Below are 24421 nucleotides of genomic sequence, written 5' to 3' on the forward strand. Positions count from 1 at the left end.
AAATAGTTATTTTTTGATCAATTGAAGTGTTTTTTACACTTCATAGCAGGGCTACGAAGTAAGAAAAAGACAAAAATTGAGTGAAAAAGAGCATTTTTATAGCGAATTGAAAAAAGTTTAAATCACTTCATTGCTACAAATCAAAATATCTAGAAAGATGTATAACAATTTTAGTAACATCTATGAAACATCTATTTTTAGTACTTGCCACCATTTTATGCATTACCACAAGCTCTGCGCAAACTTATACTACATGGTCTGCGATCAAACAAGTACGATATGGTACAGAAATCATATATCAAACTTATAAAGGTGAATTCCTTGATGGAACATATAAAGTTGCTGAATCATCTTATGGAGGTTATTCTGAGGTTACATTCAAACAAGGAAAAGCAAATGGCACTTGGACAGAATATTCTTCTGAGGGTAAAAAAGAGCTAGTTTCTACATTTATAAACGGAATAATTGACGGAAAAGCAATTTCGTATTTTCAAAATCAAACAGTAGAAAGTGAATCTTATTGGGACAAAGGAAAAAAAGTAGGTACTTGGAAATCTTATACTAAAAAAGGGAAAGTGCGATCTACAGAAACCTATAAAGATGGAATGAAACATGGGAAATGGAAAAAAACCATTATCCACCCTCAAACCCAAACCACTTCTACCTCAACAGAACATTATAAGAACGATCAACGTACAGGAACCTGGACTTCCATATCTAATGAGGATAACAAATTAATATGGAGTAAGAAATATACGGCGCATCGAGATTATACAGAAAAGAGATTTTTTCCTACAGGCACATTACACACTACAAAAAACTATAAAGACAATAAGCCTCATGGAATTCATGAAGAATACACAGCATCTGGTCTGAAAATAATCACTCAGGAATTCGAAAACGGAAGTATTATCCTCAAAAAAAAGTATTATGAAAACGGAATTACTGAAGAGATTAGCCATTATAAAAATTCAAGAAAAGAAGGAACACATATTTTTTATAATAAAAAAGGAAACAAAACCTTCGAAATACAGTATCTCGATGGATACAAAAACGGAAAAAGCACAGCTTATAATGATGATGAGCAATTACTTTGGGAGCAGGAATACAAAAATGGAGCTAAAGAAGGAACCTACAAAGAGTACAATAAAGCAGGAAACCTGCACAAACAAGGAGATTATAACAATGGCCAAAAAACAGGAATATGGAAAATATATTCTCTGGCAGGAAAAGTAAAAAAAGAGATCATCTACAAAGCAGGTGTTCAGCTATCTGAGAAAACGTTTAACTGATCACCATGAAGTAATCTAACGATTATGTTTTTTTTGATACCAAATCAACCCAAAAAATAGAATTCCAACAGCCATTATTCCTAATACCCAATATACTGTATAATTAGCATCAAAATCAATTGGTGAGTGATCTCCTACCAAATAAAACCCTCCCCAATAAAAAGGAGCAGTTCTATTAATATGTGCTGAATTCAGATATTGCAACTTTGCTTGTTGCAAAGCCTTGGATTTATTCATCCCTTTTTTTAGGTAGCTATAAAAATATTTCATCAATTCAGGAGTGGTTCGGTCTGACACTTCCCAACTACTTAATACCAAACTTTTGGTTCCTGCATATTGAAACGCATTACCCAAGCTCATAATCCCTTCGCCTTTTGCTATTTTTCCTGTACCAGTATTACAAGCACTTAATACTGTAAGTTCTGCAGGAATATTCATTGCAAATAATTCATGACCATATAAGTAATTATCCTCTATAGTGTCTTTTTCTTTTGTAAATAACAGTCTAGATTTTTCAGGATGCTCATTATCAACTTCCCCGTGCAATGCCAAATGAAGAATACTATAATTTGCTGCGTTTCTCTTAAAATTATGTTCTATCGCTTGTGATCCAAAATAATATTTACCATCTATAATATCTGCAATTGCTTTGATTTCTTTGCGAGTTCCTGGCAAATCCTCTTTACTATCTCTCAAAGTAGCAAGACTTATCATATTTGTGTCTATTATATCGGTATCAGAAAAAGAAAACGCAAGACATTCTTGTTCTTGTTGAAAACCCTGATCTGTAACAAAAGGAATCATAAGTAACTTAACAGAATTGGCATAAGAAATCGCGTATTTTTTAAGCATATATGACAACTCTTTTGGATTATTTGAAGCATCATTTTGAATACACAACAATTCAAAATTAAGATACCATAAAGGGCCATCAGGGATAACAACAAGTTGATCTCCTTTTATATAATCTTGCACTGGAGCTATTAACTGATTATATAATTGATGTGCATACCTCTTGAATCCAGTAGTATTTTTTGTCGTAATCGCTACCCTCAATTGCTCGATATCCTGAATAAGATTGGGAGTAGATAAAGAAGCGATATTCAGATCATTTTTGGTTATCGCAAACACATACGTTCTATCTTCTGTATAAAAATACTCTAGCAAGGTTATATTTTTATCCATCTTTTTTTGAATATCAGCTACAGTGATCCTATGATCCTTATGTTTCAATTCATAATATTTAGGGTATTTTTGTTCAATAACACGAGTAAGAGAATCTTGTTTTCTCGCAATATCAAACAATCGGTTTTCATAAGTCGCAATTTTTGTTGTGTCTGGTACTGTTTCTGATCGTTGCTGCATCAATTCTGAGGTACATACTGCACGTTCAGCTTTTAGTCCCTGCTCTACTTCTAGGATGGTTTTTGGTAAACCTGCAAATTTTTTAGCGTTAGATGCTGCCAATAACCCTTGTAGCGTATTGGCTTTACTCTTTTCTGCATAATAAAAAGCATCGTGTAATGATTGCGATTGTTGGTCTTTTTTATATTGCAATAGTTTGGATTGTATAGCCCCAGAATATACCTCCTGAATTTGGGTAGCAAAAGCCAGCTTATCTTCATGTGTATGTAGCCCTTGTCTAATGGCATGGATTACATTGTCTGCTTTTTGATATAAAGCTATGCTTTCTACCAGATGACTTGGAGCTTGATCTTTTATATACTGTTCTTGTAATACTTTGGCTTTATATTGTAAACTACGCAAAAGCACATTGAGGTCTATATATTGCTGAACATCAAATTGATTAGCTACCAAAGTCTCTTCCGCTTTAATATTGGCAAGAATAGCTTGATCGTAATATGAGATTGCTTTTTCATAATCCTTACTCTCACAATACACCTTTGCTATCTGATTATACGATTTGGCAGTTCTGGGATGATGCGCCCCATCTGTTTGCAATCGAATATCCATACTTTTATGCAAGTACTCTAATGCTGTCGCATATTCTTTTTGCCCTGTATATACAGTAGCTATACGATTATAAATATCTGCCACATAGTAATTAACTTCTCCAAATAATTTTTTTTGAATTTGCAATGCTTTTTCATAATATCCTAATGCTGTTGAATATTCTTTTTGCACAACATATACATCAGCAATATCAACATATGAATAGGAGGTATCTGAATGATATCCCCCTCTAATACTAACTCGTACATCCAAAGCCTTTTGATAATATATCAAAGCTAAATCATATGATTTTATCGCTTTATATACATTCGCCATATTATTATAAGTACGAGCTAAAGCAGTATGTTTTCTCCCTAAAGATTCTAAATAATTAGTTACAGTTTCTGTATAGTACAATAAAGCTTCATCATACCTTCCCTCATATTCATACACCAACCCCATATTATTGTAAGTTATTCCTATAAAAGGATGTTTCTTCGGAAATACTTTCTTAACAATATTCAAAGTTTTATTAAAAAAAGATAAAGATTTATTGTAATTCCCATTTTTAAAAAAAATAAAACCTAATTCAATATATAATTCAGCATGTTCAACACTATTACTAAACAATTTATTTTCAACTATTTTTAATCCTTTATTAAAATACTTTAATGCTATATCATGTTCCCCCAGAGCTCCATAAACCACACCAATACTTTCATAAAGTAATGCCATATCAGGATGACCTTGTGGATAGGTTTTAGACAGAATAGATATTGCTTTTTTATGACTCTCTATAGCTTTCTCAAACTTATCTAATCGAAGAAGAATATTCCCTATATGATTATAGCACAGCCCTACTTCTGGGCTATGATCACCAAAAGCTACACTATTTATCTTCAAAGCTTTTTGGTAATAGGATAACGCCTTATTATTTTTTCCTAAATGGTAATAGGTAGTTCCAAAATCGATATACGTCTCTGCTATATTCGGGTGTGTTTTGCTATACGTTTGTTGTTGTAGATATAATGCTTTGGTATAATAACTCAATGCTTTATCATATTGTGCCAATACGTGATGAATAGTCCCAATATGGCGATAAGAATTCCCCACATGATGGTTATTCTCTCCAAATACATGTAATCGAATATCTAATGCTTTTTGGTAATAGCTCATAGCATCTTGATATTGATCTTTGGCTTTCAAGATATGTCCTAAACCTGTATACGATGTGGCAATCTCTGGATCTTTTTCACTAAACAGCTGTAAACGTATCCCCAGAGATGTTTGCGCATACAGCAGGGCAATATCAAAATTATAGGCCTCCTTATGACTTTTTGCTATAGCGGCATAACAATCTGCCACTCGCTTTAAATTATTTATTTTAGCAAACTCTGATAATGCTTTATTATAATAAACAATTGCACTATCAGGTTTTTTTTGAGCATACCATACTTCTGATTCTGAGAAATATTGAGAAGCTACCAATGTATCTTTTGCTGTTTGGGCATATCCTATATGACAATATAAAACACAAAACCACAGCAAACATCCGATTGTATTAAGAGGTAGTAATCTAAGACTGATCATAAGGACACATATATAATCAACAAAGATCGTAAAAATGTTGTATCAATAGTATTGAAAGGTTATACCATTTCCAACTTAAACTAACTCAATAAAACCGTGCCTTTTTGTCTAATATTTCAAAAAAAACACGACCATAGCTCTGCTATGCTTGAATTTTCTTTTTCATCTAAGTCAAAAATACATCATTTTTCTTATGAATAAATTTAAATCAGAACTGGTATTAGAATTGAGAGGGAGATTAATTTTACATTCAATATTTTGATCGTTGCTATTGATATTTCATATGGATTCCTGTCTACACTAGAATAGAAAACAGAATTAACCAAACAAAAAAATCCCATTAGCAATACACTAATGGGACTTGAAGATTAAAAATCTTATTGTATTATAATTCTAATGCTTTGGTTACATTATTATTCATTAGTAATTCTTCTGGGTTTTCTAATGCTTCTTTTACTGCTACCAAAAATCCTACAGATTCTTTACCATCAATAATTCTATGGTCATATGATAATGCCACATACATAATTGGTGCTACTACAATTTGTCCATCTCTTACGATTGGGCGTTCCACGATATTATGCATTCCTAGAATAGCACTTTGCGGTGGATTGATAATTGGTGTAGATAACATACTACCAAATACACCTCCATTTGTTATAGTAAAGGTTCCTCCTGTCATTTCATCTACCGTAATCTGACCATCTCTTGCTCGTATTGCCAATCTCTTCACTTCAGACTCTACTCCTCTGAAACTCAAATTCTCTGCATTTCTAATTACTGGTACCATCAATCCTTTTGGTCCAGAAACGGCAATACTGATATCCTGAAAATCATAAGAAATCATTTCTTTACCTTCAATCATTGAGTTTACTGCAGGATACATTTGTAATGCTCGCACACAGGCTAGCGTAAAGAACGACATGAACCCTAAACTTACCCCATGTTTACTTTTGAATGTTTCTTTGTATTTACTACGAAGATCAAAAATAGGTTGCATGTCTACCTCATTAAAAGTAGTAAGCATAGCTGTTTCATTTTTAACTGAAACTAATCGTTCTGCTACCTTACGACGAAGCATTGATAATTTCTTACGGCTTTCTCCTCTTGCTCCAAGTCCAGGAGTTCCCATAGATGGTTTTGCATCTACAGCGTCAGCTTTTGTAACACGACCATCACGTCCTGTACCCTTTACCTCAGAAGCATCTATTCCTTTTTCTGCCAATACTTTTTTGGCTGCAGGAGAAGCTGTTCCTGTAGCATACGTTTCTGTTTTGGCAGGTGCTACTACTTCTTGCTTTTTCTCTTCTACTTTTGGTGCTTCTACAGCGGGAGCTGATGAAGCATCACCTTCTGGTTTAGCAGCATCTGTATCAATAAGACACACTACTTGTCCTACTGCTACCGCATCACCTTCTTCTGCCATAAGTGTAATTACTCCACTTGCTTCTGCTGGCAGTTCAAGTGTTGCCTTATCACTGTCTACTTCGGCAATTGCCTGATCTTTTTCGACATAATCACCAGTTTCAACAAGCCATTGAGCTATTTCTACTTCTGTAATAGACTCTCCCGGTGATGGGACTTTCATTTCTAAAGCCATAATTCTGAATTTATCCTTTGTAAATTTCCTTTGGAAACCTTTAATCTATGATTATTATTTATTAAATTTTATCTGTTTTGATTATCTTTTGTTTTATCAAACACATAATCGATAACTTGCTGGTGTCTTCTTTTTGATCTTGTAGCACTTCCTGCTGCTGGAGCACCATAAGGTCTTCTACTTGCAAATCTTACTGTTTTTGCATTATCATAATTCAACAATATATGACCCAATGCCCCCATATTACGAGGTTCTTCTTGCGCCCATACCACATCATCTGTTTTATATTTTGCAATCAATTTATCCATCTCTACAACTGGCAACGGGAACAACTGCTCTACTCTTACCAATGCAACATCTTTTCTATCCAGCTTTTCTCTTTCTTCTAATAAATCATAATAAAATTTACCCGTACAAAACACTAATGATTTTACATCTTTTGCTTTTACATCGGTATCATCTAATACGGTTTGAAAACTACCGTTTACAAATTCATCAACAGAAGAAACTGCTTTAGGATGACGCAACAAACTCTTAGGCGTAAATACAACCAAAGGCTTACGGTATGTTGCTTTCATTTGTCTTCTCAATAAATGGAACATATTGGCTGGTGTAGTTACATCTGCAACAAACATATTATCTTTGGCACACAATTGCAAATAGCGCTCCATACGAGCCGAAGAATGTTCTGCTCCTTGACCTTCATATCCATGAGGTAGTAACATCACAATACCATTTTGTAATTTCCATTTATCTTCTGCTGAAGAAATATATTGGTCAATCATAATTTGCGCTCCATTACTGAAATCTCCAAACTGTGCTTCCCAAATAGTTAATGTTTTTGGATTTGCCATTGCATATCCATAATCAAAACCTAAAACTCCATATTCTGACAATAATGAATTATAGATATAAAAGTCTCCTTGTTCTCCTTTGAGGTGGTTCAACAATTCTATCTCTTCTTCACTATCCTCTACTTTTACTACAGCATGTCTATGAGAAAAAGTTCCTCTCTCTACATCCTGACCACTCATTCTTACATCATATCCCTCTTTTAATAGTGAACCATACGCTAATAGTTCTCCCATCGCCCAATCAAGTTGATCTTTCTCAAAAAACATTTTACGCCTTTGATCTATCAATCGTTCTATTTTACGAAGGAATTTTTTATCAGACGGAAGTTTTGTAATTACTTCTGCAATCTCTGTCAACGCATCTTTAGGATACGAGGTAGTAACTACTTGCATCATTTCATCCTCTTGCACTCTCTCAAAACCAGCCCATTCATCTTGCATAAAGGGAGTAATAACGGTTTTTTCTTGCTTACGAGAGTCTTCTAATTCTTCTTCTAGCGATGCTTTATATTCTTTTTCAAGCTTTCCAACAAATCCTGCATCAATGATTCCTTCCGCAATCAATTTTTCTGCATAAATATCTCTTGGATTATTATGCTTGGCAATAGCTTTATATAATTTAGGTTGTGTAAAACGAGGTTCATCTCCTTCGTTATGGCCATATTTACGATATCCCAATAAGTCAATAAATACATCTCTACCAAAATTCATTCTAAACTCTAATGCAAAATTGGTAGCATGCACTACTGCTTCTGCATCATCTGCATTTACATGTAATACTGGAGATAAGGTTACTTTACCTATATCTGTACAATAGGTAGATGATCGTGCATCTAGGTAATTAGTTGTAAACCCTATTTGATTATTTACTACAATATGGATTGTACCTCCTGTTTTATACCCATCTAATTGTGCCATCTGAACAATCTCATACACCAATCCTTGTCCTGCCACCGCTGCATCACCATGCACTACGATTGGCAACACTTGTGAGATGTCATTCTTATAATGGGCATCTTGTTTTGCTCTTGTTATTCCTTCTACAACTGCACCTACTGTTTCCAAATGTGATGGATTTGGTGCAATATTCATATTAATAGCTTTTCCTGAATCTGATGCTCGTTTAGAGGTCCACCCTAAATGATATTTTACATCGCCATCAAATACCGCTTCTTCATAATCTTTACCATCAAACTCACTAAATATATCTTTAGGGCTTTTCCCAAAAATATTGGTCAATGTACTCAAACGGCCACGGTGAGCCATTCCCATTACAAATTCTTTTACTCCTAAATCAGCTGCTTTTTCTACTAATGCATCTAGTGCAGGAATCAAAGATTCTCCTCCTTCTAGAGAAAATCGTTTTTGTCCTACATATTTGGTATGCAAAAAACTCTCGAATGATACTGCTTGATTTAATTTCTTGAGAATATGTTTTTTCTGCTCAGGAGAAAACTTAGTTCTATTAGTGTTAAAATTAACACGTGCTTGTATCCATTCTCGCTCTTCTGGATTACGAATATACATATACTCGATACCTATAGAGTCACAATATATTTGCTCTAGGTGAACAATTATATTACTTAGTGTATTGGGTCCTATCCCAATAATCTCTCCAGCATTAAAAACAGTATTAAGGTCTGCTTGACTTAATCCAAAATTTTCTAACGCTAAGGTTGGATTGTACTTTCTTCGTTCTCGTACAGGATTAGTTTTGGTAAACAAATGACCACGAGTTCTGTAGCCATCTATCAATCGTACTACCTGAAATTCTTTTTGGACATTTTGAGGAACTTCAATAGTGCTACCTCCGGGAGTCTGTTCAACATACACGGTATCCTCTGATCCGTTACTACTTTCTATTCCAAAGTCAAACCCTTGAAAAAATGCTCGCCAACTAGGTTCTACACTATCTGGGTTTTGCAGGTATTGATCATACAAATCTGCAAAAAATGCGGTATTAGCCGCATTCAAAAATGAATATTTATCCATATGTAAGTACTCAATTATCTTTTTAATGATAAAACGTCACAAAAATACAACAATTACGGTATATTAAGTATCGAATTATTTATATTTATATTATAATTTTTTATAAAATTAACAATGAAAGTACGTACTCAGCAAAATATAAGAATTATCACACTAGTTTTTATCATTCTATGTTCTTTGCATAAAGGATATTCGCAGGATGAGAATTTTTGGTCTAATGTGCGATTTGGTGGTAATATAGGTATTGGCTTTACCAATGACACATTCAACGCCATTATTGCACCCGCCGCAGTGTATGAATTCAACGAATGGTTTAGTGCTGGATTAGGGCTGAGTTTTGGGTACAGTACTTTTGAGAATGATCGCTTTGATCAAAAAAATAAAAGCTTCAATTACGGAGGTAGTATTATAACTATGTTCAACCCCTTGCCGCAATTACAAATTTCTGCCGAGTTTGAGGAAATGGGAGTGAACAGAGAAATTAAGATTCAAAACCAAAAAATCACTGAGAATTATTGGTATCCTTCACTATTTATTGGAGCAGGATACAGAACTGGATTTGTAAGTTTTGGCCTGAGGTATGATGTATTATATGATGATGACAAAAGTATTTATGGCAGTGCTTATTCTCCTTTTGTAAGGGTCTTTTTCTAAATAATAGTCTCTGTTTACCAAAGATGAAAAATACATCTTGGTTTTTGCCCATAATAGTTTATAAGTTTTTTCTCTGCCTTACGGAGTAAATTATATTTGTAATTAATTTCATCTATAGGTATTTTACAACTGCTCTTTTCAAAACTTAATGCATTAAACGCATCGTGATCCCATTCTGAAAATTTTTGCATATCTCCCCTTGTATAACATGAGGCAATAACATTATCTTTTATGTAGGTTCTATATTCTGTAACATCTAATACCTTCTCTGCTGAAAATGCTTTTCTCTGAGCTGACTCCTGTAACAAGGTATTAAAACGAGTAATCTCTGTAAATATGGTTTGTAACTTTAATGTATCATTTTGAACATAATAATACTCTAATGTAATATCTGCATTTTCTTTATACACATGTTTTATCAGTTGCAATTTTTCTTTTTTATAGAAATAATCAATACTTCCCGAAAACTGCTCAGAACATTCATATTGTTTGACTGTTCTGGTTATCAATGTATCTTTTGCAATTATGGCTTTCAAAAGGGTTTCATATTCAGAAATAGTTGTATTCTTGGAAAGCTCCTGAGTATATACTAAAGAAACAATTAAAAAGAAAAAAACACTTGTATATAGCTTCATTTTTTTTACTTTATTTTTTTGATTGTTTATTTCTAAACCATACTTTTTGCCATTCTCTTTGCAATATAAGGTAAGTAACATGTTCTGCAATATCTTCAGAGTTTTCAGAATCAATAGCTCTTACTTTGGCTTCAGAAACATCTACCGCATATAATAAATTTAAATATTCATTAAATGCATTTTGCAATTTATCTAGAAGCACATGGGCTATTTCTGAAAACAAATCCCTTGGCGCTTTACTCTTAATACAATAATCAATACCTGCACGACCCAAATCTTTTTGTAGTTGTATCAAAAAATTAGGATACAGATCAGATTCTGAAATCTCATCTATCCATTGATTCACAACTGTAAGATCATATTTTTCAGACATTTCTATTCATTAATTGTTCTCCAAACAGTTTTAGCACTGCCTTTTTATCATCTGAAATAGATAGTTTATCCAAAACGGCAAATGCCTTATTTGTATATTCCTCTATTTCTAATCTAGTTTGATCTTTTGCTCCTGTGGTTTCAAAAAGATATTTTACAGTATGTATTTTTTGAGTTGGATCTTCTGGAGTAAGAGAAAACAATCCTTTTAATTGTTTTCGCTCATCTTCACTAGCAAACTCCAGTGCTTTCAAATATAGAATAGTTTTTTTATTCTCTATAATATCCCCTCCTACTTGTTTACCAAAAGTATTTGGGTCTCCAAAAGCATCCAGATAATCATCCTGAAGCTGAAATGCTAACCCCAACAATCGTCCAAAGTCATAGATAGAAGCACTACACTTCTCTGAAGCATTGGCAACTATAGCTCCCATTCTCATAGCAGCCCCTACCAAAACAGCAGTTTTATATTCTATCATTTTAATATACTCATCGATACTCACATCATCTCTCGTTTCAAAATCAATATCATATTGCTGCCCTTCACACACTTCTATTGCAGTCTTTGTAAACAGCTTTGCTAATTCTCTAAACGTATCTCCTTCATAACTTTCAAATAATTGATATGCATTAATCAACATAGCATCACCAGAAAGTATCCCTGTATTCAAATCCCATTTCTCATGCACTGTTTCTTTACCTCTTCGCAAAGGAGCATCATCCATGATATCATCATGTATTAACGAAAAATTATGAAAAACCTCTATTGCCAAAGCAGCATCCAATGCCTTTTCATAGGACCCATTAAATATTTCAGAAGCCATCAATACCAAAATTGGACGTAACCGTTTTCCTCCTAGGTTAAGAATATACGATATTGGCTCATAAAGATTTTTGGGCTCTTTGGTAATCGTTTTTTTAGAGAGATACTCTAGAAAAAAACGCTGATAATCAGAAATTGTATGCACAGTATTTTTTTTGCTAAAATAACTGAATCTTTTTAAAAACAATAGCGTGTTTTAACTCTCATTATTTAAAAATATTTTTAGCAATAAAAAATGACAAGAATCATATAAAATGTTAAAAAAATGCAAAACTTAGGAAACTTTTATTGTTTTAAAAGTTTCCGTTACGTACATTTGACAAAAATAAGTCCATCCAACAATGAAGGAGAAAATAATAGAAAAAGCTACTGACATGTTTTTGACACTAGGTTTTAAGAGTGTTACCATGGATGATCTTGCCTCAGAAATGGGGATTTCTAAAAAAACAATATACACACATTTTCAAAACAAAACAAAATTAGTAGAAGCCACTATTGACCTACTTTTCAACCTTGTTTGTAATGGGATTGACACTATTATAGAAGAGGGTTTTGACCCTATAGAAGAACTATATGCAATCAAGGCTTTTGTGATGAATTACTTAAAAAACGAAAAGGCAGCACCACAATATCAACTTCAAAAATATTATCCAAAGATTTACAAAGTACTTAAGTCAAAACAATTTGATGTGATGCAAAAATCTGTTGTCGATAATTTGAATAGAGGAATTGAAAAAGGTGTTTTTAGAGATAATATCGATGTCGAATTTATATCAAGAATATACTTTATAGGAACTAACGGCATCAAAGACAAGGAAATGTTTCCTGATCAAATGTTTCCTGTTACAAAACTTATGGATGATTACTTAGAATATCACATTCTAGGTATCACCACAGAAAAAGGACGTACAATTTTAAACAATCTAATAAAAGAGAACCAAGTATGAGAAACAACCTTTGGTTAATTTGTCTAGGCTGGCTATATGCAACCACTGTGTTAGCCCAGCAGCAACCACCAGCAAATTCTTCATATTCCTTTACACTGGATGAGGCGATAGAATTCGCATTAGAACATAGCTATCAATCTATCAATGCAAGACGAGATGTTGCAAAAGCTTTAAAGAAAAAATGGGAAACAACGGCAGATGGTCTACCACAACTTAATGCCTCTATTGATTATCAAAACCAATTAAAACAACCCGTATCATTATTACCAGCAGAAATTACTGGTGGAGAACCAGGCACCTTTGTTCCCGTTGTTTTTGGGACCAAACAACAAGCATCTGCCACTGCAACCTTGACACAACTTATTTTTGATGGGTCATATCTAGTAGGTCTAGAAGCAGCAAAAAGTTTTTTACAATACACTAATGATGTAGAAGAAAAAACACAACTTGAAGTTCGTAAGGGTGTAATTAATGCCTACGGTAGCGTTTTGATTGCTCAAGAAAGTGTAAAAATACTGAGAAACAATGTAGCTACTTTAGATAAAAACTACAATGAAACCAAAAAAATCTTTGAAAACGGTATGGCCGAAGAAGAAGATTTAGAGCAAATTCAGATCACTCTACTACAAATTACCAATCAGCTTAACAATGCAGAACGTTTAGAAAAAACTGCTATGCAAATGTTTAATCTGACTATAGGTGTAGATGTAAATTCAGAGATAGTTCTCTCTGATGACCTTAATAGTCTTGCTATAAAAAACACGGATCAATCTGTGATCACAAAACCATTTAATATAGAAAACAATATCGATTATCGACTAGCACATCTTCTTACCGAACAAAGACGATTAGAATTAAAACTAGAAAGAAGTAAAGCACTCCCTTCTTTGTCTGCCTTTGTAAATTATGGAACTGCGGCCTATAATAATGATTTTGTTTTTCTTGATAGTGAGACTAGATGGTTTCAATCTTCTATTTTGGGAGCAAGCTTAAAAATTCCAATTTTTAGCTCATTAAAAAGAAGTGCCAAATCACAACAAGCAAAAATAGCTAGCGAACAATCTATTACAGATTTATTAAAAGCACAACAACAGATTAATTTGCAATACAATAATGCTATTAATGATTATAAATTCTCTATAGAAAGCTATGACACTGCAAAACAAAACCTAACTCTTGCCGAACGTATCGAAAAGAAGAATCAAATTAAGTATTCTGAAGGTCTTGCCAGTAGTTTCGAATTAAGGCAAGCACAATTACAGTTATATACATCACAAAATGAAGTACTTAATGCAATGCTAACGATCATTAATAAAAAAGCTGATTTAGAGACGATTTTAAACACACCAAATAATAATAATTAACCATATTATGAAAAAGATATTCATTATTTTACCTATATCACTTCTTATCATTTCATGTGGAAACAATAATTCGAAGTCTATTGATAAAATTATAGAAGAAGGTAATCTACAGGCATTGCGTACTAAGAGAACCGAGGTAATGGCTGAACAACAAACTATTACCAACCAGTTAAAACAATTGGATGAAGCGATAGCCTCTTTAGGCTCAGTAAAAAAAGTTCCTTTGGTAACTACTATTACTGCAAAAGACACAATATTCAATCACTATCTGGAATTGCAGGGTAATGTAGAAACCAAGAAGAACATTGTACTTTACCCTGAAATGGGAGGAATTCTTACTCGCGTTTATGTCAAAAAAGGGCAAAAAGTATCCAAAGGTCAATTATTGGCTAGAATTGATGATGGTGGATTGAGCCAGCAATTATCACAAATCCAAGTACAGGCACAATTAGCAAAAACTACTTTTGATCGCCAAAAAAGACTTTGGGATCAAAAAATTGGTTCAGAAATTCAATTCCTAGAAGCCAAAACAAATTTTGAAGCACAGCAAAATGCTGTGAATCAAATTAAACGTCAATTAGCAAAAACAACTATCAATGCACCTTTCTCGGGAGTAATTGATGATATTATTACAGAACAAGGAACTGTTGTGTCCCCAGGACAATCATCTATCATACGCATCATTAACCTAGATGATATGTATATAGAAACAGAAGTCCCTGAACGCTACATCCCTAATGTTACCGTTGGTAAAAATGTAGAAGTGTTTTTTCCTATACTAGGAAAAACAATCAGTACCAAAATTAGACAAGTAGGAAATTACATCAACCCAAACAATCGTTCTTTTATGGTTGAAGTAGGTATTCCATCTGAAGGAGGAACCGTGAAACCAAACCTAACTGCCAAAGTAAAAATAAATGATTACACCAATGAGAAAGCAATACTAATACCACAAAGTATTATTTCTGAAAACGCAGAAGGAGATCAATACACCTATGTTACCTCTAGTAAGAATGATCAGAATATTGCTGAAGCCAAAAAAGTGATCATAAAAACAGGAAAAATACAAGGAGACCTTATCGAAGTTATCGAAGGGATTTCTAGTGGTGATGCAATTATTAGTGAAGGAGCTAGAAGTGTAAAAGATGGTCAGGAAGTTAAAATTTTAAACTAGTACACCTATGGAAGTCAACAAAAAAAAGGTAGATAAAGAATTTAAGCTATCGTCCTGGGCTATAGACAACCCAACTACGATCTATGTAATGATCGGCATATTCTTGGTACTAGGACTCTCTGCATATTTTTCTATGCCAAGAGAAAATTTTCCAGAGATCAACGAAACCAAAATTTATATCAGTGTCCCCTATCCTGGGAATACAGCAGAAGATATTGAACGTCTTATTGTTGATCCACTTGAGGATAAATTAAAAAATATAAGTAATGTAGTCGAAGTTCTTTCTACTTCTCAAGAAGATTATGGAATTTTGACAATTGAGTTTGATGAAGAAATCTCGGTTCCTGCTGCCAAACAAAAGGTAAAAGACGAAGTAGATTCTGAAAAAGCAAATGAAGATTGGCCTACTTTTAATGGAGCCAAAGTAGAACCTAATGTTTTTGATTTAAGTATTTCTGAAGAGACACCGATCATGAACATCAATATAGCAGGTGATTATCCTGTTGAAAAACTCAAAGAGTTTGCCGAATATCTAGAAGATAAAATCGAAGATCTCCCTGAGATTAAAAAAGCAGAAATCAGAGGGGCTCAAGAAAAAGAAGTTGAAGTAGCTGTAGACATTTATAAGATGATGGCAGCCAAAGTGAGCTTTGATGATGTGATTAATACCATTCGTAATGGTAATATGACGATGTCTGCTGGAAATATGATTACTAGTGGGCAGCGACGTACCATCAGGATTTTGGGGGAAATTGACACCCCTTCTCAACTAAATGATTTTGTAGTAAAAAATATAGATGGGGTAGTATACCTAAGAGATATTGCTAAGATTAGTTTTAAAGATGAAGATAAAACCACCTATGCCAGAGAGTTTGGTCATAGTGTAGTTATGATAGACGTCATGAAACGTTCTGGAAAAAATATGATTGAGGCAGTAGAAAAGATAAAAGAAATTCTTGAAGACGCTCAAAAGGATATTTTTCCACAAGATTTAGATATCACTGTAGCCAATGATCAGTCAGAAAAGACTAATAACCAAGTAAATGATCTGGTAAACAATATTATTTTTGGTATTATTCTGGTTGTTGGTGTTTTGATGTTCTTTTTAGGGTTTAGAAATGCATTGTTTGTTGGGTTTGCTATACCAATGTCAATGTTTATGTCTTTTATGATTTTATCAGCTCTAGGATACACCATGAATACGATGATCCTCTTTGCCTTGATTATGGGGTTAGGAATGTTGGTAGATAATGGCATTGTAGTAGTTGAAAACGTATACCGATTAATGGAGGAAGAAGGTATGTCTAGAATTGAAGCTGCAAAAAAAGGAATCGGTGAAATTGCATATCCTATCATTATTTCTACCGCTACAACCGTAGCTGCATTTATTCCTTTGGGTATGTGGCCTGGAGTTATGGGGCAATTCATGATCTATTTCCCAATCACATTATCCGTAGTATTAGGATCCTCATTATTTGTTGCCATTTTCATCAACTCTATGCTAGTTTCTAGGTTTATGGAAATTGGCGAAAAAACTCTGACCGTAAAACAATTAATCCGACTTAGTATTATCCTAGGAGGTCTTGGTCTTTTCATATTAATTTTTGGAGGAGCAGTAAGCGGTCTTGGAAGTCTTATGATTTTTACTGCAATCATGTTTTGGGGGTATAAATACGGGCTCAAAAAAGCAGCAATTTTCTTTCAAACAAGAATTTTGGCATGGCTAGAGAACCAATATCAACGCTTCTTAACTTCAGCGCTAAAAGGTTGGAGAGCATATGGATTTGTTATAGGAACCTTTATTCTACTATTTGTTGTATTCGCAATGTTTGGAGCCTCTATAGGTAGTCAGCGTACCAAAATTGAATTTTTTCCTGATAACAAACCTAATCAGATTGTTGTATACATCGAATATCCTCAAGGAACTGATATTCAAAAAACCAATACAATAACCAAAGAGATAGAACAACGTGTTTATGCTGTAGTCAACGATACTGAATATATAGAGGGAGCAAATCATAATTTCCTTGTAGAGTCTGCAGTTTCTCAAGTAGGAGCAGGTGCAGGAAACCCTCAAACTGATGGAGGGAGTAATGCTGAAATGCCTCATAAAGGTAAAATTACAGCTACTATGAGAGAATACAAGTATCGTAAAGGAAAAGACTCTGAGGTATTACGTCAAAAAGTACAAGAATCACTAAAAGGAATCTACCCAGGTGTTGCTATTTCTGTAGAAAAAGACCCTGTAGGACCACCTGTAGGATACCCTATCAATATTGAAATAGAAGGACCGGATTATGACGAGTTGATCAATATTGCAGAGAAAATGCGTAACTTTATTAATGAGAAGAATATTCCTGGTATCGAGGAACTAAAAATCGATGTTAATAAAGGAAAACCTGCTATGCAAGTAGTGGTTGATCGTGAAAAAGCAGGTGGATTAGGAGTCGCTGCTGGTCAAGTAGGAAATCAACTACGTAGATCTATATTTGGAGAAAAAGCAGGAGTCTACAAAAAAGACGGAGAAGATTATGATATCTATGTTCGTTTTAATAAAGACAACAGGTATAATACAAGTGCGCTGTTTGATCAAAACATTACATTTAGAAACACTAGAGGTCAACTAAAAGAGATCCCCGTATCTACTGTTGCTTCTAAGAAAAACACTTCCTCTTTTAGTGCTATCAAGCATAAGGACGCAAAGAGAGTGGTTACTGTTTATTCTGGATTACAGCCAGGATATTCAGATGCTGGAGCTATCGTGTCACAGATACAATCTGAAATGAGTAATTTTATAAAACTACCTAGAGGGGTTAAGATCGATTACACGGGTCAGATAGAAGAACAAAATAAACAGATGGCATTTTTAATGGGCGCATTTTTCTCTGGATTAGGGCTTATTATGTTGATTCTAATTTTCCAATTCAGTTCTGTTTCAAAACCAACTATCATTATGATTGCTATTTTCTTGAGTTTTATTGGTGTTTTTGGAGGAATATTAGTGACTGGAGCATCTTTTGTTATTATGATGACGATGATGGGTATTATTTCTTTAGCGGGAATTGTTGTAAATAATGGGGTTGTCTTACTGGATTACACACAACTTCTTATAGATCGTAAAAAAGTAGAACTCAATATCCCAGAGAAAAGTCTACTACCTAATGATGAAGTAATGAAAATCATTATCAAAGGTGGTAAGGCTCGTTTGAGACCTGTATTACTAACTGCTATTACCACAGTATTAGGGTTAATACCACTAGCAATAGGTTTTAACATTGATTTCTTTTCATTATTCTCTAATTTTGATCCAAAGATATACCTAGGAGGAGATAATGTAATTTTCTGGGGGCCACTAGCATGGGCAGTAATTTATGGATTGATTATCGCAACATTCCTTACATTAATTATCGTGCCTTGCCTATTCTTTATTGTAAACCGCATAAAGGTTAGATTTAGCAAAAAGAACGTTGCTGAAATCCCTACTACAACTACTGCTTAGTAGTAACGGTTTAATCTTATTAATTATGAAAGAAGTCATTTAAAACTAGTTTTAAATGACTTCTTTCATTTCTCTATTTTACTTTAATAATTCCTTTTCTATACAAATCTAAAGCCATCTTTAGCAATAAAGAAATCTCACCAATAGGAATATCTTCATTTGGATTGATTCTGAAAATTTTCATTCGGGAGCGGTTTCCTGCTTCCAGTTTTGGGTGATCAAGATGTTTTCCTTCTACCATTAGAACATAAGGTTCATTCGTTTTTTTATCTGTCCATAAATAACAACACATCTTTTGTTTATAACAAAAGCAAGGCATTCCATATTTTCGGGTTTCAGTAATATTGTCATCTTGTGCAAGTATAATATCTCGCAAAGCAAGTAAACAACTTTTATTAGGTTCTTCTTTGTTTAAATAATAAGTATCTAGTTGTTCTTGTTTCATCGATTTAAATGTTTTGCGACCATAAAAGTCTACTTCTTGTGTCTAATGGGCTTTACTCTTTTCCTCTAAAAACATCCCGTACTCTCTAGTTCTCATAGTAGTAATTCGATATGGAGCAATAGTTGTAGAATCTTCTTGATTATAATTATCCAACAGCTCATCTATCAACATTTTTTTTGTCGCACCAGAATCTACCTCTGTAAAATAATAGGTATACTCCTTATTTTTGTCTATTCCTAATAGCAACAAATTACTTTGCTCATTTTTTGAATAATAATTAACAAATTCAGGTGTTTGCTCGACAAGTTCAAAAGTTCCTGTTTTTGAAATTTTCTTATCAACACATCCATCTTCTATCAGTTTAAAGTTAATCTCAGAAGGAAATGACACAGGGTTTGTTGCAGGAATTCTGAATGTAATATTTGTGAAATAACAATCGGGAGCTCCGCAATCAAAATCATGCAAATCATAATTGAGAGTAAACTCATACATTCCGTTACGCTCATCGACAACTCCTTTTATATAAAACTCTTGAAGCATACTCAATTTCAAGGCTTCGTTTGGTTTAGAATTAAGGAGTACTTTTTTTAATGAATTCTGCTTCTCCCCCCAGGTACTCTTAGTCGTTATTTCCTTTTCTTGGTTTGTTATTATCAAATTTGATTCCTGCTCAATCACTGTATCCTCTAAATCACGTTCCTTTCTTACCTTACATGAAACTATGAATATTGTTATTATAAGAATTAAACTGGTTCGCATATACAGCATGTATATTAAGATTTACGTATTAGTGGCTCTCCTTTAATAGACTGACATGAAATAATAGTAGCTGGACTATACCCCCCAAAAACCAATGGCTTAATTTTACATTGTAATTGCATGGTATAGTTTTTTTGTTTCATTTCGAATGGATTTTCTGGATATATAGTATCATTATTTTTTCTATCAACATATATGTACGCTATGTCTATAAAACCATCTTTGATCCACACTTTCTTTTTCCCCATTAAAGATTCAAAAGCATGTCTATAAAAATCTTGTTGCCCTAGTTCAATCATCACATACTTAACTTCTGACTCAAAGACAATAGATTTTGAATATGACATACGATATCTCAAAAAAATGATCCCCCATATCATCATGAGAGCAAACACTATAATCACTAATATATTCATAATAATTATCTTCTTTTCTTCTATACAAAGAAAGGTGTTATATACCACACATGGCTCCCTTTATACCGTGATACAAAATATTTTTTTACAATTTAATCACAGTATAATAAACAACTACCCCTATACATAGAATAACAAATGAGATTTTAAACAGATACCCAATTGTTGTATTTTTCTTAAGCTCTTCTTGGTTATAAAATGAATTAAATTCTCTTTTTCCTAAATACCAAAAATACCTAAAGATTGCCCCAAACCATTCTGAAGAATTTAACTCACTATCTGCTACATTTTGCCATGGCAGGTTTTCTTTTCTTATTTTTTTTGATTGTGGTTTTGCCCTCATTTACGATCTCTTTATAGTATATGGCTCTTTTGCCTGATCTGTTACTATGAGTTTGATGATTTTTTTTATTTGTATGCCTATATCAATTTATTTATCCCACATTAATCACTATTTCAAAATTAAACCAGTATTCCATTTAAAATCACAAAACAGCATATGCATTTCTTACCATCCTCTTAACCACCAATCTATGGAATGGTTTCACGATTCCCATATAAATTTTGCCTTTGCGGGAGTTAAACTCTACCAAGGTAGTTACCTTGACATTATACTGTTGTAGATGATCGTTTTTTATCACCGCTCTAAAATTAAGATGAGATTCATCTGCTCCCAATATTATTTCATCATCTGTGAGATAAAAAATTTTAAAAAACCCAATATATCCTCCTACCTTGAAATCCTCATTATAATCATCGGGTTTACTCTCGTTTATCCCAAAAAACTTAACTACCTTATTCCTAATACCAAATAGCCATGCTACCCATTTTGGGGTTGTCTTAAAAATTAAATTGGTTATTTCTTCTATAGTATTACAATGATTAATAGTAGAAAAAGTGTCTGCAAAATCAATCTTAGGAAACAATTGCTTTGATTTTTCTGTTTGATAGAGTTGTTCTTCTATAACTTTCTTTATTGCCATTGTATTATGAATAAGAGTGGTAAATTATTTTTTTTAACTTATAATAGCGCTACCAAAACTAATGATCTCTACTATATAAATAAAAGAATATTTGAGAAGTATACTTCATATTTTGCATTATTAATTTTATTCTATTTTTAGAATTAAATTTACATTATACTCCTCTATCTCGCTTAGATTAATTTCCTCTCTTTTTTCTACGGTTTTATACCATTGTTGCTTCAAGAAATATCTATTCATTGTTCCGCCCTCTCTAAAAACGTATCCATTCCTGGCATATATTTCATTACGGATAATTTTTAAGTCAGACTTCGTATACTGTTCCAGATCATCAACAGACAATTTTACAAAGCTTGCTTCGGGATATTTTCCTTTAGGAACAATTATAGATGTATTTGGGTTAAATTGGACATAACGATATATCTTGCCTTCCTCTTCCTCAACATAAGATGATCCTAATCCTTTTACTCCTTGATTCAACGTTAAATAAGAGGTTTCTGTGCATTTATACAATTCATAGAAAGCTTTATCAATACTTACCACTCCATTAGAATATTCAATAGATTGCCTCACAGACTTTGCTACCCAAGTATCATTCTCCCAATCACTATATTCTATACGAGCAAAAAGCCTGTCATTACTATATATTATTTCTAAATCAGATTCCCCTTCTGATTCTCCAAAATGATAACTCCCTACATAGTCAGAGATCTTGGGTCTTACTACTTTTTTTATAGTAGATGGATTAATCTCATAATTCTGCACAGCAACATAAGCTTTATTTATAGTATCGCTTATCTGGCAAAAACACATCCCACTATAGAGATAAAATACTATTAACCTTATTTTCATTGTATATAATATTCTTATTCAAATGATTTACCTTTTTATACAGGTTGCCTCGAATTTAATAATTTCTATTGTATTGATTCTAAAAAAGTATAATATAACATTATAAAAATTTATAGATGCCCCCTACTATCCTCAAAATTAAAGTGCATTCAACTTGATGATTTTACTTCTAGGAATCAAAACGAACAGATTCCATCCATATAGTATAGTTTATACATATAATCAATAAGCGCTATATTTGTTTATGAATTATACTTTACACCAACTTCAAATTTTTTTAAAAATTGTTAAAAAGGAAAGCATCACCAAGGCTTCTGAAGAATTACATCTAACTCAACCAGCTGTTTCCATTCAGCTCAGAAATTTTCAAGATCAATTCCCAATACCACTTACCGAAGTAATCGGCAGAAAATTATACATTACTGATTTTGGAAAAGAAATTGCAACAGCCGCTCAAAAAATCATACAAGAAGTCGACCAAATAAGTTACAAAACTATGGCGTATCAAGGTCAATTATCCGGTGTTCTAAAAATTTCTGTAGTATCAACAGGTAAATATATCATCCCCTATTTTTTGTCTGACTTTATGAAACAACATAAAGAAGTAAACTTGGTTCTTGATGTGACCAACAAACAAATAGTTATTAATAGCCTAGAGAAAAATTCTGTTGATTTTTCCTTGGTTTCTGTATTACCTAAACATTTACATATTCATAAAACAAATCTAATGGAAAACCAATTATATTTGGTTGGAAATACATCTGAGATATTTGAAAAAAAAATGTATGACACATCCATCCTCTCAGAATTACCTTTGATTTATAGAGAGTCTGGATCAGGAACGAGACATACAATGGAAAAATACCTGGAGCAAAACAATATTACAGTAAGAAAAAAAATGGAACTTACATCCAATGAAGCCGTAAAGCAAGCTGTGATTGCAGGTTTAGGATATTCTATTATGCCTTTGATTGGCATTCGAAATGACCTTGAAGCTAAGCGATTACAAATTATCCCAGTAAAAGGGTTTCCTCTAAAATCTATATGGAATTTAATCTGGTTAAAAAACAAACAATTTTCTCCAGTAGCTAAAGCATTTTTACAGTATGTTGAAGATAAAAAAGATGAAATTATAAAAGAAAAGTTTCGGTTAATACATTCATAGAAACAAAGAACCGTATATTTTTTTATCGTTTTAACCTTAAAATCGTGTATCTACAAATACAGTTTATTTTTGAAGAATTTTGGGGGTTTGATCATCATTGTTACATGAAAAATTAAAACCCCCAAAATGAAAAACAGTTACGAAGGATTACTATTCAACCAATCAAAAAGTATAGCTCCATTACGTACATAAAAAAAGGGAGAAGTTAATTTATTATTGTAATTTCTAAAGAGCCACTTATTTTAACTTCTTTTCCAGCTATCATAGCCTCTTTAAAAATAGGTGCGAAATTTTCTTTTTCTTTTAATAACTGAGCAATACGACCATCATCATAACTAGTATCACTACTACAATCTCCTTCGTGCACAGAAAGTCTATGTAACTTGTGAAAATTTATTTTTTCTCTGATAAGGGCATTTACCAAATCTGAAGCTTCAGAAGGAGTAAAAATACTATCTACCAATTTTACTTTATGTATTGCTTCTGTTATTGTCATATAATTATAATTTACAATCTATAAGGTTTGTACATTCAATTTAATATCGTTCACTATTTAATGTTCCTATATTATTAGCCACACAACATCTTCAATGAAATAAAAATAACAACTCATTATTATGAAATAGTGCTATTATTAGCTTTATAATATCACAGAATTATTATTAAAAAAACACTTATTCTTTGTTTGAATTCCTGTCATTTTTATTTCACCTTTTAATTCGATTTTTTTATATTATTTTGAATATTCCTACAGCAAATATCATTCATATCAATGATATATTTTTATTTATATTTATTATATAATACATAAATATTTTTTATGTATTATATAATATCATTTATGCTTGCCTTAAGAGCCAATCTTCAATTTAAAAAGCATAGAAGGGTCATTTTTTACACCAACTTATTATTTTTAAAAACAAAAAAACGTCACATTTCTGGAGGGCACTGAAAAAGTCCTTTAAAAGGATTAAAATACGAGGAGTGAAAACGACAATGTTTTCGCTCCTTTTTTGTATCTTAAATCTTGAATTTAAGATGCTTATTTAACA

20 protein-coding genes are annotated in these 24421 nt (G+C 32.8%); 7 read left to right on the forward strand and 13 right to left on the reverse strand.

What is annotated here, in order from left to right:
• Window positions 1-182: 182 nt before the first annotated feature.
• Window positions 183-1292, forward strand: a complete 1110-nt coding sequence (locus DG508_RS10575) for a toxin-antitoxin system YwqK family antitoxin (RefSeq protein WP_108868108.1) — start codon at window positions 183-185, stop codon at window positions 1290-1292.
• A 15-nt stretch (window positions 1293-1307) separates the two neighbouring features.
• Here the strand turns inward: DG508_RS10575 and DG508_RS10580 are convergent, their stop codons facing one another.
• The 3 genes from DG508_RS10580 to DG508_RS10590 all read right to left on the reverse strand — a co-directional run bounded on the left by DG508_RS10580 (window position 1308) and on the right by DG508_RS10590 (window position 9281).
• Window positions 1308-4835 (reverse strand): CHAT domain-containing protein, encoded by a 3528-nt coding sequence (locus tag DG508_RS10580; protein ID WP_108868109.1) that lies wholly within the window; start codon window positions 4833-4835, stop codon window positions 1308-1310.
• 385 nt (window positions 4836-5220) lie between these two features.
• The gene (gene odhB, locus DG508_RS10585) at window positions 5221-6435 is read right to left on the reverse strand and encodes a 2-oxoglutarate dehydrogenase complex dihydrolipoyllysine-residue succinyltransferase (RefSeq protein WP_103864028.1); all 1215 of its coding nucleotides are present in this window, start codon (window positions 6433-6435) and stop codon (window positions 5221-5223) included.
• 68 nt (window positions 6436-6503) lie between these two features.
• Entirely contained in the window at window positions 6504-9281 is a 2778-nt protein-coding gene (locus tag DG508_RS10590) for a 2-oxoglutarate dehydrogenase E1 component (RefSeq protein WP_108868110.1), read from the reverse strand.
• A gap of 114 nt (window positions 9282-9395) precedes the next feature.
• On the opposite strand from DG508_RS10590, the gene DG508_RS10595 reads away from it, so the two are divergent.
• The gene (locus DG508_RS10595; protein ID WP_108868111.1) at window positions 9396-9935 is read left to right on the forward strand and encodes an alpha-ketoglutarate decarboxylase; all 540 of its coding nucleotides are present in this window, start codon (window positions 9396-9398) and stop codon (window positions 9933-9935) included.
• A 14-nt stretch (window positions 9936-9949) separates the two neighbouring features.
• On the opposite strand, the gene DG508_RS10600 is transcribed toward DG508_RS10595, so the two are convergent.
• From DG508_RS10600 to DG508_RS10610, 3 genes are read right to left on the reverse strand one after another with little or no spacing between them, the layout of a single operon-like run.
• On the reverse strand, window positions 9950-10570 hold the full coding sequence (locus DG508_RS10600) for a hypothetical protein (RefSeq protein WP_159090792.1): 621 nt from the start codon (window positions 10568-10570) through the stop codon (window positions 9950-9952).
• A gap of 10 nt (window positions 10571-10580) precedes the next feature.
• The gene (locus DG508_RS10605) at window positions 10581-10943 is read right to left on the reverse strand and encodes a hypothetical protein (RefSeq protein WP_108868113.1); all 363 of its coding nucleotides are present in this window, start codon (window positions 10941-10943) and stop codon (window positions 10581-10583) included.
• On the reverse strand, window positions 10936-11910 hold the full coding sequence (locus DG508_RS10610; RefSeq protein WP_108868128.1) for a polyprenyl synthetase family protein: 975 nt from the start codon (window positions 11908-11910) through the stop codon (window positions 10936-10938). The genes DG508_RS10605 and DG508_RS10610 overlap by 8 nt, the downstream gene beginning before the upstream one ends.
• 196 nt (window positions 11911-12106) lie before the next feature.
• On the opposite strand from DG508_RS10610, the gene DG508_RS10615 reads away from it, so the two are divergent.
• The 4 genes from DG508_RS10615 to DG508_RS10630 are packed head-to-tail and all read left to right on the forward strand — an operon-like array spanning window position 12107 to window position 18749.
• Window positions 12107-12712, forward strand: a complete 606-nt coding sequence (locus DG508_RS10615; RefSeq protein WP_108868114.1) for a TetR/AcrR family transcriptional regulator — start codon at window positions 12107-12109, stop codon at window positions 12710-12712.
• A complete protein-coding gene (locus DG508_RS10620) occupies window positions 12709-14076 on the forward strand; it encodes a TolC family protein (protein WP_108868115.1) in 1368 nt (455 codons plus the stop codon). Before DG508_RS10615 ends, DG508_RS10620 begins: the two co-directional genes overlap by 4 nt.
• Before the next feature lie 7 nt (window positions 14077-14083).
• Window positions 14084-15250 carry an efflux RND transporter periplasmic adaptor subunit gene (locus DG508_RS10625; protein ID WP_108868116.1) on the forward strand — a complete coding sequence of 389 codons (1167 nt, stop codon included), beginning with the start codon at window positions 14084-14086 and terminating at the stop codon, window positions 15248-15250.
• Between the two features lie 7 nt (window positions 15251-15257).
• On the forward strand, window positions 15258-18749 hold the full coding sequence (locus DG508_RS10630) for an efflux RND transporter permease subunit (protein WP_108868117.1): 3492 nt from the start codon (window positions 15258-15260) through the stop codon (window positions 18747-18749).
• Between the two features lie 73 nt (window positions 18750-18822).
• Here DG508_RS10630 and DG508_RS10635 read toward each other — a convergent pair whose 3' ends face one another.
• The 6 genes from DG508_RS10635 to DG508_RS10660 form a co-directional block, all read right to left on the reverse strand.
• Window positions 18823-19194 (reverse strand): DUF1801 domain-containing protein, encoded by a 372-nt coding sequence (locus DG508_RS10635; protein ID WP_108868118.1) that lies wholly within the window; start codon window positions 19192-19194, stop codon window positions 18823-18825.
• Between the two features lie 42 nt (window positions 19195-19236).
• Window positions 19237-19953, reverse strand: coding sequence for a hypothetical protein (locus DG508_RS10640; protein ID WP_108868119.1), 717 nt, complete (start codon window positions 19951-19953; stop codon window positions 19237-19239).
• Window positions 19954-19967: 14 nt separating this feature from the next.
• Window positions 19968-20369 (reverse strand): hypothetical protein, encoded by a 402-nt coding sequence (locus DG508_RS10645; protein ID WP_108868120.1) that lies wholly within the window; start codon window positions 20367-20369, stop codon window positions 19968-19970.
• Window positions 20370-20454: 85 nt separating this feature from the next.
• On the reverse strand, window positions 20455-20712 hold the full coding sequence (locus DG508_RS10650) for a hypothetical protein (RefSeq protein ID WP_108868121.1): 258 nt from the start codon (window positions 20710-20712) through the stop codon (window positions 20455-20457).
• A gap of 142 nt (window positions 20713-20854) precedes the next feature.
• Entirely contained in the window at window positions 20855-21352 is a 498-nt protein-coding gene (locus DG508_RS10655; protein WP_108868122.1) for a DUF2867 domain-containing protein, read from the reverse strand.
• Between the two features lie 126 nt (window positions 21353-21478).
• Window positions 21479-22204, reverse strand: a complete 726-nt coding sequence (locus tag DG508_RS10660; protein ID WP_108868123.1) for a YARHG domain-containing protein — start codon at window positions 22202-22204, stop codon at window positions 21479-21481.
• A gap of 244 nt (window positions 22205-22448) precedes the next feature.
• Here DG508_RS10660 and DG508_RS10665 point away from each other — a divergent pair, with 244 nt between their 5' ends.
• Window positions 22449-23369, forward strand: a complete 921-nt coding sequence (locus DG508_RS10665; RefSeq protein WP_108868124.1) for a LysR family transcriptional regulator — start codon at window positions 22449-22451, stop codon at window positions 23367-23369.
• A gap of 205 nt (window positions 23370-23574) precedes the next feature.
• Here DG508_RS10665 and DG508_RS10670 read toward each other — a convergent pair whose 3' ends face one another.
• Window positions 23575-23865: a hypothetical protein gene (locus tag DG508_RS10670; RefSeq protein WP_108868125.1), complete on the reverse strand. Its 291-nt coding sequence runs from the start codon at window positions 23863-23865 to the stop codon at window positions 23575-23577.
• Window positions 23866-24421 lie beyond the last annotated feature (556 nt).

Source organism: Aquimarina aquimarini, assembly GCF_900299535.1.
Classification (GTDB): domain Bacteria; phylum Bacteroidota; class Bacteroidia; order Flavobacteriales; family Flavobacteriaceae; genus Aquimarina; species Aquimarina aquimarini.

Bases quoted from the DNA above. Each gene is read 5' to 3' on its own strand.
- DG508_RS10575 (WP_108868108.1), top strand. From the start codon at position 183: ATGAAACATCTATTTTTAGTACTTGCCACCATTTTATGCATTACCACA.
- DG508_RS10580 (WP_108868109.1), bottom strand. From the start codon at position 4,835: ATGATCAGTCTTAGATTACTACCTCTTAATACAATCGGATGTTTGCTG.
- odhB (WP_103864028.1), bottom strand. From the start codon at position 6,435: ATGGCTTTAGAAATGAAAGTCCCATCACCGGGAGAGTCTATTACAGAA.
- DG508_RS10590 (WP_108868110.1), bottom strand. From the start codon at position 9,281: ATGGATAAATATTCATTTTTGAATGCGGCTAATACCGCATTTTTTGCA.
- DG508_RS10595 (WP_108868111.1), top strand. From the start codon at position 9,396: ATGAAAGTACGTACTCAGCAAAATATAAGAATTATCACACTAGTTTTT.
- DG508_RS10600 (WP_159090792.1), bottom strand. From the start codon at position 10,570: ATGAAGCTATATACAAGTGTTTTTTTCTTTTTAATTGTTTCTTTAGTA.
- DG508_RS10605 (WP_108868113.1), bottom strand. From the start codon at position 10,943: ATGTCTGAAAAATATGATCTTACAGTTGTGAATCAATGGATAGATGAG.
- DG508_RS10615 (WP_108868114.1), top strand. From the start codon at position 12,107: ATGAAGGAGAAAATAATAGAAAAAGCTACTGACATGTTTTTGACACTA.
- DG508_RS10620 (WP_108868115.1), top strand. From the start codon at position 12,709: ATGAGAAACAACCTTTGGTTAATTTGTCTAGGCTGGCTATATGCAACC.
- DG508_RS10625 (WP_108868116.1), top strand. From the start codon at position 14,084: ATGAAAAAGATATTCATTATTTTACCTATATCACTTCTTATCATTTCA.
- DG508_RS10630 (WP_108868117.1), top strand. From the start codon at position 15,258: ATGGAAGTCAACAAAAAAAAGGTAGATAAAGAATTTAAGCTATCGTCC.
- DG508_RS10635 (WP_108868118.1), bottom strand. From the start codon at position 19,194: ATGAAACAAGAACAACTAGATACTTATTATTTAAACAAAGAAGAACCT.
- DG508_RS10640 (WP_108868119.1), bottom strand. From the start codon at position 19,953: ATGCGAACCAGTTTAATTCTTATAATAACAATATTCATAGTTTCATGT.
- DG508_RS10645 (WP_108868120.1), bottom strand. From the start codon at position 20,369: ATGAATATATTAGTGATTATAGTGTTTGCTCTCATGATGATATGGGGG.
- DG508_RS10650 (WP_108868121.1), bottom strand. From the start codon at position 20,712: ATGAGGGCAAAACCACAATCAAAAAAAATAAGAAAAGAAAACCTGCCA.
- DG508_RS10655 (WP_108868122.1), bottom strand. From the start codon at position 21,352: ATGGCAATAAAGAAAGTTATAGAAGAACAACTCTATCAAACAGAAAAA.
- DG508_RS10660 (WP_108868123.1), bottom strand. From the start codon at position 22,204: ATGAAAATAAGGTTAATAGTATTTTATCTCTATAGTGGGATGTGTTTT.
- DG508_RS10665 (WP_108868124.1), top strand. From the start codon at position 22,449: ATGAATTATACTTTACACCAACTTCAAATTTTTTTAAAAATTGTTAAA.
- DG508_RS10670 (WP_108868125.1), bottom strand. From the start codon at position 23,865: ATGACAATAACAGAAGCAATACATAAAGTAAAATTGGTAGATAGTATT.